Origin of the sequence: Geodermatophilus sp. CPCC 205761, from assembly GCF_051383655.1 — a bacterium.
GTDB lineage: Bacteria > Actinomycetota > Actinomycetes > Mycobacteriales > Geodermatophilaceae > Geodermatophilus.
On sequence record NZ_JALPKQ010000008.1, the window covers coordinates 81,438 to 94,741 of the forward strand.

15 protein-coding genes are annotated in these 13,304 nt (G+C 74.3%); 2 read left to right on the plus strand and 13 right to left on the minus strand.

What is annotated here, in order from left to right; translation table 11 throughout:
* Nucleotides 1-100: 100 nt before the first annotated feature.
* Together MY526_RS06930 and MY526_RS06935 are read right to left on the minus strand one after the other, a co-directional pair.
* A complete protein-coding gene (locus MY526_RS06930; protein WP_436692272.1) occupies nt 101-604 on the minus strand; it encodes a quercetin 2,3-dioxygenase in 504 nt (167 codons plus the stop codon).
* A complete protein-coding gene (locus MY526_RS06935) occupies nt 601-1,008 on the minus strand; it encodes a VOC family protein (RefSeq protein ID WP_436692273.1) in 408 nt (135 codons plus the stop codon). Before MY526_RS06935 ends, MY526_RS06930 begins: the two co-directional genes overlap by 4 nt.
* A gap of 51 nt (nt 1,009-1,059) precedes the next feature.
* On the opposite strand from MY526_RS06935, the gene MY526_RS06940 reads away from it, so the two are divergent.
* Nucleotides 1,060-1,719: a TetR/AcrR family transcriptional regulator gene (locus tag MY526_RS06940; RefSeq protein WP_436703553.1), complete on the plus strand. Its 660-nt coding sequence runs from the start codon at nt 1,060-1,062 to the stop codon at nt 1,717-1,719.
* Between the two features lie 292 nt (nt 1,720-2,011).
* On the opposite strand, the gene MY526_RS06945 is transcribed toward MY526_RS06940, so the two are convergent.
* The 11 genes from MY526_RS06945 to MY526_RS06995 form a co-directional block, all read right to left on the minus strand.
* Entirely contained in the window at nt 2,012-2,965 is a 954-nt protein-coding gene (locus MY526_RS06945; protein ID WP_436692275.1) for an AraC family transcriptional regulator, read from the minus strand.
* A 211-nt stretch (nt 2,966-3,176) separates the two neighbouring features.
* Nucleotides 3,177-3,917, minus strand: coding sequence for a GAF and ANTAR domain-containing protein (locus tag MY526_RS06950; RefSeq protein WP_436692276.1), 741 nt, complete (start codon nt 3,915-3,917; stop codon nt 3,177-3,179).
* 276 nt (nt 3,918-4,193) lie between these two features.
* Nucleotides 4,194-4,622: a hypothetical protein gene (locus tag MY526_RS06955; RefSeq protein ID WP_436703579.1), complete on the minus strand. Its 429-nt coding sequence runs from the start codon at nt 4,620-4,622 to the stop codon at nt 4,194-4,196.
* On the minus strand, nt 4,504-5,547 hold the full coding sequence (locus MY526_RS06960; RefSeq protein ID WP_436703555.1) for an FAD-dependent oxidoreductase: 1,044 nt from the start codon (nt 5,545-5,547) through the stop codon (nt 4,504-4,506). The genes MY526_RS06955 and MY526_RS06960 overlap by 119 nt, the downstream gene beginning before the upstream one ends.
* A gap of 32 nt (nt 5,548-5,579) precedes the next feature.
* A complete protein-coding gene (locus tag MY526_RS06965) occupies nt 5,580-6,827 on the minus strand; it encodes a glycosyltransferase (RefSeq protein ID WP_436703557.1) in 1,248 nt (415 codons plus the stop codon).
* 14 nt (nt 6,828-6,841) lie between these two features.
* Complete coding sequence (locus MY526_RS06970) at nt 6,842-7,438, minus strand: TetR/AcrR family transcriptional regulator (protein WP_436692279.1); 597 nt, start codon at nt 7,436-7,438, stop codon at nt 6,842-6,844.
* 66 nt (nt 7,439-7,504) lie between these two features.
* Nucleotides 7,505-8,725 carry an MFS transporter gene (locus MY526_RS06975; protein WP_436692280.1) on the minus strand — a complete coding sequence of 407 codons (1,221 nt, stop codon included), beginning with the start codon at nt 8,723-8,725 and terminating at the stop codon, nt 7,505-7,507.
* 126 nt (nt 8,726-8,851) lie between these two features.
* Nucleotides 8,852-9,259, minus strand: coding sequence for a (R)-mandelonitrile lyase (locus MY526_RS06980; RefSeq protein WP_436692281.1), 408 nt, complete (start codon nt 9,257-9,259; stop codon nt 8,852-8,854).
* A gap of 20 nt (nt 9,260-9,279) precedes the next feature.
* Nucleotides 9,280-10,302 carry a zinc-dependent alcohol dehydrogenase family protein gene (locus MY526_RS06985; RefSeq protein WP_436692282.1) on the minus strand — a complete coding sequence of 341 codons (1,023 nt, stop codon included), beginning with the start codon at nt 10,300-10,302 and terminating at the stop codon, nt 9,280-9,282.
* A 127-nt stretch (nt 10,303-10,429) separates the two neighbouring features.
* Entirely contained in the window at nt 10,430-10,966 is a 537-nt protein-coding gene (locus MY526_RS06990; RefSeq protein ID WP_436692283.1) for a cyclophilin-like fold protein, read from the minus strand.
* The gene (locus tag MY526_RS06995) at nt 10,963-12,210 is read right to left on the minus strand and encodes a multidrug effflux MFS transporter (protein WP_436692284.1); all 1,248 of its coding nucleotides are present in this window, start codon (nt 12,208-12,210) and stop codon (nt 10,963-10,965) included. Before MY526_RS06995 ends, MY526_RS06990 begins: the two co-directional genes overlap by 4 nt.
* A gap of 196 nt (nt 12,211-12,406) precedes the next feature.
* On the opposite strand from MY526_RS06995, the gene MY526_RS07000 reads away from it, so the two are divergent.
* A complete protein-coding gene (locus MY526_RS07000) occupies nt 12,407-13,294 on the plus strand; it encodes a helix-turn-helix domain-containing protein (RefSeq protein ID WP_436692285.1) in 888 nt (295 codons plus the stop codon).
* Nucleotides 13,295-13,304 lie beyond the last annotated feature (10 nt).

Here is a 13,304-nt window from a genome sequence, read left to right on the forward strand (position 1 = left end):
TTGCCGAGCGGCGAGCTGAGCCGCCTGCCGTGCTCGGCGACGACGTCGACCCGCGCCCGGCCACCCGAGGGCGCCCCGCACCGGATGCTTCTCAGCGGCATCAGCCGCGGGTCGCGACCTCGTCCAGCGACAGCGGCGGGCCGACGATGTCGTTCCCGTGGCGCCGGCCTGCCTCCACCAGGTGGGGCACGTCGGGCATCGACGGCTCGGGCAGTCCGGGGCCGTCCGGGATCCGGCCGACCTCCTCGACGAAGACCTCGAAACCCGCGGGGGTGGTGAGTTGCAGGCCGCGTACCGGGCCGCGGGACACGACGAAGACGTGCGCGACGCCATGCGGCAGGAAGGCGAAGTCGCCGGGCCCGGCGGTCCACCGCTGTTCGCCGCAATCGACGACCATCTCCCCTTCCAGCACGTAGAACATCTCGTCCTCGGCGTGGTGCACGTGGCGCGGTGGTCCGAATCCCACCGGCGCGGACCACTCGATGACGGTGAGCGCGCCCGCGGTGTGGGCGCCTCCGGCCTTCACGGTCATGCGGGTGTCCAGGAACCACCGGCTCTCCCCGGTGCCTGCCTCCAGGACGTAGCCCTGCGCGTCGGAGCTCATGTCGCCATCCCCTCGTCGTGCCGTTCGATGGTGTAGAGCCGGATCTCGATGCCGTCAGGGTCGTGCAGTCCGATCAGCGCCCATCCCTGGTGGCCGGTCACGATGCCCCCGTGCGGCTGACCGAGGGCGTCGAGCCGACCCACCCACGCCTCGAGCTCTGCGCGGCTCGGAACGCCGACTGCGATGGGATCGAAGCCGGCGAGTGCGACCGCCCGCTCGGGGTCGTACCGGGCAGCGAGGCTCACAGTGCCGGTGGGGTCGCGGAGCGCAACGCCCATGAGCACGTCGCCCTCGAGAAACTCCAGGTCCACGACCAGACCGAGGACGGTCTGGTACCAGTCCCGGCTCTGGGTGACGTCACTGACCGGGAGCTTCACGTGGTGGAAACCGCTGAACGCAGGCATGGCCACCTCACGAAGATTCGCTAGAGTCGACTCTAGAGTAGAGTCTAGCGAATGAGTAAGGCTGTCAAGGGGGAAGCGCCCCACGTCTCGCGAGCCGACCAGGCGGTCGCAACCCGGCGCCGCGTCGTAGATGCAGCCCGCCGGTTGTTCACGCAGCATGGCTACGCGGCGACAACCCTGCAGCAGATCGCCGACGAGGCAGGCGTCGCCGTTCAGACCGTCTACTTCCACTTCGGCAACAAGCGGACCCTGCTCAAGCGGGTCGCCGACTTCGCCGCCGTGGGTGACGATCAGCCGGTCGCGCTGCTGGACCGCCCGTGGATCGAGGAGTTGCGCGCGGCGTCAGGCGGGCCGGAGACAGTGGCCGTCTGGCTCCGGGTCAGCCGCGAGATCTTCGGCCGGGTGGCACCGATCCTGCACATCGTCCGGGATGCCGCGGGCAGCGACGCGGAGATGGCCGCACAGTGGGAAACCAACCAGCAGCAGCGCCACACCGCTCACCGGATGCTCGCCGAGACCCTGGACGCGAAGGGCGCGCTGCGCCCCGGCCTGACGGTGGACGAGGCCGCCGACATCCTGTTCGCGTTGATCAGCTTGGAGGTCTATGTCTTGCTGACGGTCGAGCGTGGCTGGGCGCCGGAGCGGTGGGAGCGCTGGGCAACGAGCACGGTGTCCGACGCGGTGCTGGCCCGGTCCGGCTCGGCGCGCTGACCACCGCAGATCGCATCGAGCGGCGGACTGGGCCGGGATACTGAACGCGAGTCATCGCAGCAGATCCCACCGCTCCTCCAACGTGACCAACTCCAGGAGGCGGAGGGTGGGCACACCGAAGATGGTGCCGTAGGGCGATCCCGCGGCGATCGCCCGCCGACACATGGCGGCGAACCGTCTCGGCAACGGTCACCGTTGGTCCGGGCGCGTCGCGCTCACCTGGGCAGTGTGCCGCACCGGTGCCGGCGGTCGGTCGGGACGGCCTCGCGGACCGCGCGGGACCGCCCGTCGGCTATCGGCCGCGGAGCGTCTGCCGGGGCGTCCGGCCGTAGGTCTGGCGGTACAGGGCCGCGAAGCGCCCGGCGTGGGCGAAACCCCAGCGGGCCGCGATGGCGGTGACGGTGTCGGGACCGCTCGGGTCGACGTCGACCAGGTGCTGGTGGGCGTGGGCGAGCCGGGCCTGCCGCAGGTAGCCGGTGGGGGTCGTGCCGTGGTGGCGGGCGAAGGCGTACTGCAGCGCACGGATGGTGACGTGGGCGGCGGCCGCGATGTCGGCGACGCTGATGTCGCGGTGCGCGTTCTCGTCGATGAAGGCGACGGCTCGGCGCAGCGCCCCGGGAGTCGCGTCGCAGCGGTCGGTGGCGGTCGGATCGGTCAGCGCGGTGTTCGGGAACGCGGTCAGGACGGCGGCGGCGAGCAGTTGGCCGGCGTTGGCAGCGATCAGCGGAGCGTCGCGCAGCTCGGGCTCGGCCAGCACGTGGTCGCGGAGGAACGCGAGGGTGTCCTGCAGGTGCCGGGTGGCGACCGGGCCGACGGGGCGGTGGCCGAGCAGCCGCACCGGTACCGGGCGGTGGTCGGGGGCGGCGGCGGCCACGCGGGCCAGCAGTGTCGGATCCAGGGAGACGAGGTCGTAGGCGAGCCGGCTGTGCCGTCCGGCGCAGGGCTGGTCCGGGGCGGCGAAGACCAGCAGATCGCCGGGGCCGCAGCTGTACTCGCTCCCCCCGGTCACGTGCCTCGGGATGGTGCCCGAGCGCAGATGGCCGATGGTGATCAGGCCGGTCGGCTCGACCGTGTAGTCCATGTCGAAGCCGAAGTCGATCCGAGCCAAGCCGACCGACCCCACGCTCGAGCTGTCGATGCGCGCACGTGAACGGCTGCCGGTGCCGCTCAGCCGCATCGCGGAGTAGGCGCCGCTCAGGTAGGCCTGGGTGGCGTCCAGGTCATCGCTCTCGAAGATCGTCTGCATGGGGGCTCTCCCGGCGCCGCGTCCTCGGCGCCCACCGTCTTACCTCCCCCAGCATCGTCCCCCCGTGCGGTGCCCCCGCACAGTCAGTGCGGCATGCGGCCCGACGCGGCCTGGTCCGGCGGCAGTTCCTGCGTCAGCGTCGACGGTCGTCCGGCCGGGCAGCAAGTGTCAGGCGCCCCGCTGCAGCCCGCGCCCGCACAGGGCCGACACGTCAGGCCGGTCGGCGCCCCGGACTCTTCTGCCGTGCTCCCGGGCCGACGTCGACCACGCCGAGCCGGGTGAGGTCACCGGTGAGCGCGAGCTGCTCGGCCACCTCCCGCAGCTTGCGGTTGCTGCGCTGGGAGGCATCGACGAGCAGCTCGAACGCGCGCGAGGCGGTGATCCTGTTCCGCTCCATCAGGATGCCCTTGGCCTGACCGATCGTGTCGCGGTTCGCGAGGGCCGTACGCAGCCCGGCCGCCGTCCGTGCAGCCACCAGCGCGACCGCCACGTGCGTCCCCAACAGCCCACCGGCCCGTACTGCCTCCGGGGGGAAGGCGGAGGGTGCGGCCGCGTACAGGTTCAACGCACCCAGGCCACCGGACTCGACGAACAGCGGAACGGACAGCACCGAGGCGACGCCGCGCCGCACCGCCTGGGTGCCGAAGTCCGGCCAGCGAGGATCTGCGGCCAGGTCGTCGACGCGCACGACCTCGTGTTCGGAGACCGCGGCCAGGCACGGCCCCGCGCCGGTGTCGTACTGCAGCTGATCCAGCTCGCCTGCCACCACGTCGGTGCACACCCGGGACGGTGCGCCGTCGAAGCCCCGGACCGTGACGCTGACGTGGTCAGCTCCGGGCAGCTCCCGCAGGGCCGCGTCGACGACGAGCTTCAGCATCGCGGCGACGTCCTGCTCGGCCTGCAGGAGGCGAGCCAGCACCGCCAGCCGCTCCGCGCTCCGCGGGCTGTCCATCGGTTGTCCCTCACCACCGACTGCCTAACCATTCCCCTCGCACGGCAGCATCCCAAGGAGAGGGTCTCGGAGATAGGCGGCTGAGCGAACCGTCGAGGCCCGACCGTCCAGTGAACGAAAGCACCCGCGACGCACGGCTCCCTGCGGGTCGCTGCGACCGCGGTGGCGGGCGGCTTCGGCGCGGTGGCCCCTGCGGGTGAGGGTCAGGGCGGCACCCGAGCGGTTCAGCCGCATCCGCCGCATGGCCATCCGGCCCCGGGGAGCCCAGCAGCGGGGTCACCACCCGTCTGCGGCGATCCGCCCGCCCCGGTCGACGGCGGCTTCGATGAGGCCGACCAGTTCGTCGCGGGTGGGACCCGGATCGGGCGTGGGGCGCCAGCCGGACTCGTAGACGGCGCGCGCGAGGGGCTCCACCGGATCCAGGCAGGAGGGCAGGTCGACCATGCCCAGGTAACCGGGGGCCGCCCGATCGATCCGGCGGTCGACCCGGGCCGCGGCCAGGATCAGGTCCGAGGGCAGCGGCCGGGTGAGGTCGACGTCGCCGCCCTGCCAGCGGCGGATCTGGTCTCCGTCCACCCGGATGTGGTCACGGACCCACGGCAGCGTGTTGTCCTCGCACCAGGCGTCGAACGGCTCCCCCACCAGCGCCGGATCGGCCTCGGCGTCCAGGAGAGCCAGCAACCGGGAGCACTGGGGGAAGGCCATGGCAAGGCCACGACCGACCGTCGGGGTGGTGGTCGCCACCGCATCCCCGACGCTCACCAGGCCGGGCAGCCCGGATCCGCCTCCGGTCCCCCGCTGCCCTCGGTAGACGTTGTGGAGCGCGCCACCGGGGAGCACCGGGGTCACCGGTCGTGCGCGCGCCGGGTCGGTCCACTCGGCCAGCCCGGGGATGGCCGAACACGCAGCGTCGAACGCGGCCGCGTGACGCAGCCCCTTCAGGGCCGCATCGGCCGTCGGCCACCAGGACCACCGAGAAGTGGCCACGCTCGTGCAGGAAGACGATGGCCTGGTACCCGTCGAAGTCGGCCCGCCAGAACAGCGGGTTGGCCATCGGACCAGGATCGGCGCCGTCGCGGAGGCGGTACTGACGGTCGACATAGGCCATCCCGCAGGGACCGCCCACCCTCGAGGGGGCGCGCACGTCGTCGGCCGCCCGCCCCGACCGGCCGGAGGCGTCGACCACGAGGTCGGCGTCGAGCGGGCGGCCGTCGACGACGATCCCGCGGACCCGTCCACCCCGGGACACCACGCCGTCCACGTGTCCCTGCCGGACCGCGACGCCCGCCACGCCGTCAGACGTCGCCCGCAGAGCACGTTCGAACGTGTCCCGCCGGGACCGGTGGCCGCCGGGCACCGGCCCGACACCGGGGACGTCGAAGGTGATCGGCTCGGCACCGAGCGCCGTCCACGCCGCGAACGCCGCCGGCCACTCCTCCTGCAGCACCTGCCCCACCTGCGGCCGGAAGCCGTGCGCGTGGTGGAACTGCATCACCCCGCGCCGCGCCCAGACGCCCTGCCGTGGCGGCCCGGAGTCGCGCTCCACCGCGACGACCTCGTGACCGCGGCTCGCCAGGGCACTTCCCATCAGCAGACCGGCCGGGCCGGCTCCCACGACGGCCACCCGCATGGCTGCCTCCCTCCCGCGCGGGACGGTGACGGCTACGCCGACCGGCCCGCGGGCGCCGCGGAGGCCAGGAGTGACTCCAGCGCGTCGGCCGCCGCCGGCGCCCCGCCGGCAGCGCGCAGGGCCCGGCCCACCTCCTGGGCGCGGGTCCGCCTGCCCTCGGCGTCGGCCACCGCCGCCCGCAGCCGCTCGGGGTTCAGCCGGCGCCGCGGCAGCCGGGTGCCGGCCCCGCTGCGCTCCACCCGCCGGGCCACCTCCAGCTGGTCGCGACCGAACGGCACCGCGCACACCGGGACACCGTGGGCCAGCGCCTTGAGGGTGATGCCCGCACCGGCGTGGCAGACCACCACCGACGCCCGAGGGAGCACGGCGCTGTGCGGGACGAAGCGCTCGACCCGGACACCGCTCCCCGCCAGGTCATCGCCTCGCTGCTGGTCGGCGGGGAGCGTGACGACGACCAGCACGTCCTCGCGACCTGCCAGCGCGGACACCGCGACCCGGGCCAGCGCGCCGTCGTCCTGGAACTCCGACGAGGTGCTGACCAGCACGACCGGACGATCGTCCGCGGCCAGCCAGGCCGGCTCGGGCATCGGCGGCTCCCACCACATCGGGCCCACAAGGCGGAAGGACGCCGGCCAGCCGCCCGGGTACTCGAACGGCTCGGCGGTGAGCGAGAGGGCCAGCGGTGGGCGCAGCAGGACGTCGTCGGCGTGCCCGACCGGAGGGAGCCCGGCGGCGGACCGGCCGACGTTGACGGCCGCCGTCAGCCGCCGCTCGGGCCCGGTGCCCGCCTTGGCGACCAGGGCGTCCCGGAGCCGGCCGAGGGGACCGGGCGCAGGAGGGAGGCCGGGGCCGAACGGCGGCACCCCGGGGCGACGCAGCCAGGCCGGGTAGGGCAGCCACGTCGCCCACGGCAGGCCGGACGCCTCCGCCGCGGCCACCGCACCGAAGGCCATGCTGTCGACCAGCAGCAGGTCCGGCTGCTCCGTGGCGATCGCAGCGCGCAGGTCGGCCGCCTCGAGCGGGGCGCGGCGGGCGAAGGTGTCCATCGCCCGGGCCTGCGAGCGCATGGGGCTCTTCTCCCGCCAGTCGTCGTGCACCAGCGCCTCGGTCGCCGGGTCGAGCGGCGCGGCGCGCAGTCCCAGGTCGGTGAGATGCGCGACGTGCCGCCCGAGCGTGCGGACGGCGACGTCGGAACCACGCCGCTGCAGCTCGAGCAGGACCGGGACCACGGGGAACAGATGGCCGCGGGCGGGACTGGTGAGGCAGAGGACGGTGCTCATGGCGACCCCTTCGATCAGCCCGGCGGCGGGTCCGCCGGACGCAGTACACAGAGCAGGTCGAGGACGGCGGCGCGGTAGGCCGGGCGGTCGAGGCCCTGCTCCAGCCGCAACAGCCGCCAGGTGAGCAGATCGGTGGCGACGACGAGCAGGGCCGTCCGGCGCGTCAGGTCCTCGCCGTCGAGGCCGTCGAGGTGCGGCGCCAGCACGCGGACCACCCAGCGGCGGTGCAACTCGCGGCCGTGCGCGAGCAGGGACCCGATCGGCGGATGGGTCTCCTCCAGCGGATACAGCCGCAGGTGACCCCGGCCGGTCTGCTCGTAGTGCTCGTCGAGGTAGCGGGTGATGGCGTCCAGGTCACCGGTCGGGACGAGGTCGCGGTCGGCCTGCAGGCGACCGCGGAAGCGATCGGCGCCGGCCGCGAGCAGGCCGTCGCGGCTGCCGAAGTGCCGCAGCACCGTCATGACCGTCGTGTCGGCGCCCGCGGCGACCTGTTCGAGGGTGAACGCCGCGCCCGCCTCGCCCTGGAAGAGCTCGTCGGTGGCGTCGAGGATCCGCTCTCGGGTGCGCCTCGTGGTCTCCGCGCGGGACGTCTGGCGGTACGCCCGTTTCACGTTGGTCACGCTAACGCGAAAGTGGTCCACCGTCCAGGGCCCCGGGGACTCCGCCGGAGAAGGGCCTCACCCTCCCGCGGGTTCGATGGGACCGACGTCGCGTGCGGGCCGCGGCGCGGGGTTCCGGGCCGCGGCGAGGGTGACGACGCAGGCCAGCGCCGTGAGGATGCCGTAGCCGACGGCGATGGAGAACAGGTCGAGGTTGGCGGACAGCCGGCCGGCGATGAGGCCGGGGATGGCGGCGCCGCCGTAGGAGATGAGGTAGACGGCGGCGAGCAGGCCCGCTCGGTCGGCCGGCCCGGTGTGCGCGAGCAGGGCGCGCATGCTGCCGGTCATGGTCGCGCCCTGCGCGGCGCCGGCGACGGCGCTGGCGACCAGGAAGAGCAGCACGGTGCCCAGCCGCAGCGAGGTGAGGACGACCGCCACGGCCAGCAGGTGGACGACCATGCCGACGCGCTGGGCGGTCGCGGGGGTCAGCCGGCCGGCGAGCGGTCCGCCGACGGCGCTGGGTGCCATCAGCGAGGCGAACACCGCGGCGGCGACCAGGGCGTTGGCCGTGCCCAGCTGATCGGCGGCCACGGTGGGCCCGAAGGCCTGGTAGAAGCCGCCGAGCGCCCAGGTGGCGAGGAAGGTCGCGCCGGCGACGGGCAGGAAGCGGCGGGCGCCCGGGGGGATGCGCACCTGCGGGCGCAGGGATGCGGCAGCCCCGGGGGTGCCGGCGACGGTCTCCGGGGCGACGGCGACCAGCACGGCGCAGCCGGCGAGCAGGCCGGCGGCCAGGAGGTAGACCAGGGTCCGCGGGGCCGGCCCGTACTCGGCGAGGGCGCCGGAAGCCAGCGCGCCGACGGTGAGGCCGATCATCGGCGCGCCGGCGGTGGTCGCGGCGGCCAGCCAGCGGGGTCGGGTCGGGGCGGTGTCGACGGCGTAGGCGGCGACGGCGCTGGAGGCCAGGCCGCAGGCCAGGCCCTGCAGCACCCGACCGGTGACCAGGGTGCCGGCGCCGTGGACCTCGACCAGGACGAGGCAGCCGGCCGCGGACAGGGCCAGCGCGGCCAGGGTGACCGGTCGGCGGCCCAGGTGGTCGGAGAGCCGGCCGAGCGAGAGGAGGGCCAGCATCGCGCCGGCGAAGTAGGCGACCGCGGTGAGCGCCAGGTCGCCGGTGGTCAGTCCGTCGGCGCGGCGGTAGGTCTCGTACAGCGGGATCGGGCTGCCGGAGGCGGCGAACACCGCGGCCAGCGAGCAGGCCGCCCCGACGAACCCGACGACCGGGGACCGCGGCGGCGCCATGGGGGTGGTTCCCTCCGGGCGGGGATCGTCAGGCACGGGTGGGCTCGAAGACGGCGACCTCCGCTGCGCTGCGGGTCTGCCGGGCGGGAACGCCCCGGGGATGACCGCCGGGGCGTTCCCGAGCGGTCAGCGCTGGTCGGCGATCCGGTACCGCTCGTCCGGGACCGGCTCGAGCCAGGTGGTGGGGTCACCGCCGCCGGGCAGGTTCTCCAGCATGGCCAGGTGGGCCATGAAGCTGTCGCCGGCGGCGCCGTGCCAGTGCTCCTCGTCGGGCGGGCAGACGACGGTGTCGCCGGCCCGGATGCGCAGCACCGTGCCGTCGCGGGTGCCGACCAGGCCGACGCCCTCGGTGACGTGCAGGGTCTGGCCGACGGCGTGGCGGTGCCAGTTGGTACGGGCGCCGGGGGTGAACCGCACCAGCGCGACGGTCATCCGCGACGGCTCGGCGCCGACGTGGATCGGCGTCATGTAGACGTCGCCGGTGACGTTCGACGCCGGCGTCGTGACCGTGGGGCGGACGGGCTGCAGTTCCACTGTGAACTCCTCTGCGGCGATCAGACGGTGAGCAGCGTCTTGATCGCGCGCCGCTCGTCCATCGCCCGGTAGCCCTCGGCGGCCTGGTCCAGCGGCAGGGTGAGGTCGAAGACCTTGCCGGGGTCGATCTCGCGGGTGCAGATCAGGTCGATCAGCTCGGGCAGGAAGCGGCGCACCGGGGCGGGTCCGCCGTGCAGGTGCACGCCGGAGAAGAACAGCTCGTCGCCGGGCAGCGCCACGTCGTGGGAGACGCCGACGTAGCCGACGTGCCCGCCGGGGCGGGTGGCGCGGATGGCCTGCATCATCGCCTCCTGGGTGCCGACGGCCTCGATCACCGAGTGCGCGCCCAGCCCGCCGGTGAGCTCCCTGATGGCCGCGACGCCGTCGTCGCCGCGCTCGGCGACGATGTCGGTGGCGCCGAACTCCAGCGCGAGCTTCTGCCGGGACTCGTGCCGGCTCATCGCGATGATCCGCTCGGCACCGAGCTGCTGTGCCGCCAGGACACCGAGCAGGCCGACGGCACCGTCGCCGACGACGGCGACGGTCGTGCCGGGCCGCACGTCGGCGGCGACGGCGCCGAACCAGCCGGTGCCGAGCACGTCCGAGGCGGCCAGCAGGCTCGGGACCAGGTCGTCGGACGGCAGCTCGGGGGTGGCGACGAGGGTGCCGTCGGCCAGCGGGATCCGGGCGTACTCGGCCTGGGTGCCCAGCGCGCCGACCAGCTCGGCGTGCACGCAGCGGGACTGGTAGCCGGCCCGGCAGATCTCGCAGGTGTTGTCGGAGGCGAAGAAGGAGCCGACGACGAACTGGCCGGGCGTGATCGTGGTGACGTCGCTGCCGACCGCCTCGACGACGCCGACGTACTCGTGGCCCATCGGCGCCGGGCCGTCCACGGACTCGATGCCGCGGTAGGGCCACAGGTCCGAGCCGCACACGCAGGTGGCGGCCAGCCGGATGACCGCGTCGGTGGGCTGCTCGATCGTCGGGTCGGGGCGCTGCTCGACGCGGATGTCGCCGGGGGCGTGGAGAACTGCTCCTCGCATGGTGGGTGTTCCTCTCGGTTGCGGTACGGGTCAGCTGCTGTGGACGGCCTGCTCGGCGACGGCCCATCGGGGAGGCCCCGTCGACCGGCCGGTGTTCGCCGACTCCTCGTCCGCCACGGGTGGCGGCTCAGTCGAGGGCGGTGATGGTCAGTTCGAAGTCGTCGCCGGCGTCGGCGACGACGTCCAGGCCGTCGTCGACGGTGCCGAGCGGGACGAGTCCCGGGCCGGGGACCGGTAGGCCCTCACCTGCGTAGACGACGAAGATGTCGTGATTGGGGGGCCAGTACGCCACCTGGCCGACCCGGTAGCGGAAGACCGGCTCGACGTCCCCGGCCAGCGCCCGCGGCAGCGGGCCGGGCTTCTCCCGGCCGAACAGGTCGCCCATCGGGATGGTCACCGGCAGCATGGACAGCAGGTCCCGTGCGGCCGGGTTGTCCTCCAGCGTGGCGGTGGCCTGCCGATCCGCGATGGTCAGCCGGATCCTCATGGGTTCCTCCTGGAGTGCTGCGATGTCGGACCGGGAGGTGTGGCCGGTGGATCCGTTCGTCGTGGTGCCGACCGCTGCGGGGGACGGCCCCTCGACGATCGCGCAGCCCGCCGTGGCCAGCGCGGCCAGGGCCGTGACGGCGGCGACGACGGTCGGCCGCCGGCGGCGGTGCCTCACCGGCTCACCAGCGTCAGGCCGGGATCGACGTCGACGGCGGGCGTCGTCGCCCGGGCGGGGCGGTGGACGGTTCCGGCATAGGCGAGAGCGCCGAGGGCGGCGGCGGTGAGGGTGACCACGGCCAGCGGGGTGACGCCGGCGCCGAGACCCACCAGGGGCGCGGCCAGACCGCCGAACGCGAAGCGGGCGACGCCGAGGAAGGACGAGGCGGTGCCGGCGATGTCGGGGTGGTCGGCCAGCGCCATCGACGTCGCCGGCGGGGTCGTCACGGCCACGCCACTGACCATCGTGACCAGCGACACGATCACGACGATCAGCGGGAGGTGCAGCGCCGCGGTGGCGACCAGGCCGACGGCGCCGGCTCCGCACATCGCGATCCCGGCGAGCAGCGTGCCGCTCTCCGACCAGAGCTCCGAGATCCGCCCGGCGAGGAAGCCGAAGACCATGAAGCCCAGGGAGTTCAGCCCGAACGCGAGCGAGTAGCCCTGGGGCGACAGCCCGTAGACGCCCTGCAGCACGAAGGTGGCCCCGGACAGGTAGGCGAACAGGGCAGCGTTGACGAAGCCGGTGACCAGGACGGCACCGAGGAACACCCGGTCGGCCAGCAGCCGGCGCATGTCCCGGCCGGTCTGCGCCAGCCCGCCGCTGACGCGCCGCTCGGCGGGCAGCGTCTCGCGGAAGACGAGCAGGCAGGCCAGGAGGATCGCGGCGCCGACCGCGGCGAGGAAGACGAAGATCCCGCGCCAGTCGGTGACCGACGCCAGCTGGCCGCCGATCACCGGGCCGACGATGGCGGCGAGCCCGCCGAGGACGGTCAGCCGGCCGTAGTAGCGCAGCAGCCGGCCGCCGGAGTACAGGTCCCGGCCGGCCGCCTGGGCGATGACCACGCCCACCCCGCCCGCGAGGCCCTGGACGAAGCGCGCGGCGACGAGCGTCTCGACGGTCGGGCTGGCGGCGCACAGCAGCGAGACGGCGACGTAGGCGACGACGCCGATCAGCAGCGGGCGGCGGCGGCCCAACCGGTCCGACAGCGGGCCGGCGACGAGCTGCCCGGCCGCCAGCCCGAGCAGGCAGGCGGTGATGGTCAGCTGCGCGGTCGAGGTCGCCGACCGCAGCTCGTCGGTCAGCGCCGGCAGGACGGGCAGGTAGAGGTCCATCGAGATCGGCCCGAACACGGTCAGCAGGCTCAGGACGACGGCCAGGGCACGGCCGACGGCCGGCGAGGCCGGCCTCGAGGCGGTCACAGGGGTGCTCGGAGAGGGCACACGCGTCCTTCGTCGTCGGGTGACAGTTCTGGCGTCTGTCCGGTGCGGCCACGTCGTGAGGCCCTGCACCGGCACATCCGAGGGAACCCCTGTTCGCGCGCGCGTGGCAGGGCCGGGTCATCCGGGTCCTGACAGAACCCCCCTGCGCCGTGCGCCGCGCCGTAGCGTGGATCGCGTGGACAACCGGACCGAGGTGCGCGAGTTCCTCAGCACGCGCCGCGCCAAGCTCACGCCGGACCAGGCCGGGGTGCCGCTCTACGGTCAGCGCCGTCGCGTTCCCGGGCTCCGTCGCGAGGAGGTCGCGCAGCTCGCCGGGCTGAGCACCGACTACTACACCCGGCTGGAGAAGGGGAACCTGCGCGGCGCCTCCGACAGCGTGCTCGAGGCCATCGCGCGCGCCCTGCAGCTCGACGACGCGGAGTGGGCGCACCTGCTCGACCTCGCCCGCGCCGCCCGGGCCGGCGCCACGCGGGAGCCCCGCCGCCGGGCCCGGACCCAGCAGGTGCGGCCCAGCGTCCAGCACCTGCTCGACGCGATGACCGGGGCTGCGGCGTTCGTCCGCAACAGCCGGCTCGACATCGTGGCGATCAACCCGCTCGGGCGCTCCTTCTACACGCCGCTCTACGAGGGCGCCGCGGAGCCGGTGAACCTCGCCCGCTACTGCTTCCTCGACCGCAGCGCCCGGGACCTCTACCCGGACTGGGAGGAGGCCGCCGACACGACCGTCGCGATCCTCCGCACCGAGGCCGGCCGCGACCCCTACAACCGGGCGCTGACCGACCTCGTCGGCGAACTGGCCACCCGCAGCGACGCGTTCGGCACCCGCTGGGCGGCCCACGACGTCCGGCTGCACCACACCGGGACCAAGCGTTTCCGCCACCCGGTGGTCGGCGACCTCACCGTCGGCTTCAACGCGACGGAACTCCCGGCCGACCCGGGGCTCACCCTGACCGTGTACACCGCCGAGCCGGGTTCCGAGTCCGCGGAGAAGCTGGCGCTCCTCGCCAGCTGGGCGGCGACGCCGGGCCGGGTGCAGCCCGAGTCCGCAGCCCGGAGTTCCTGACCCTCCGCAG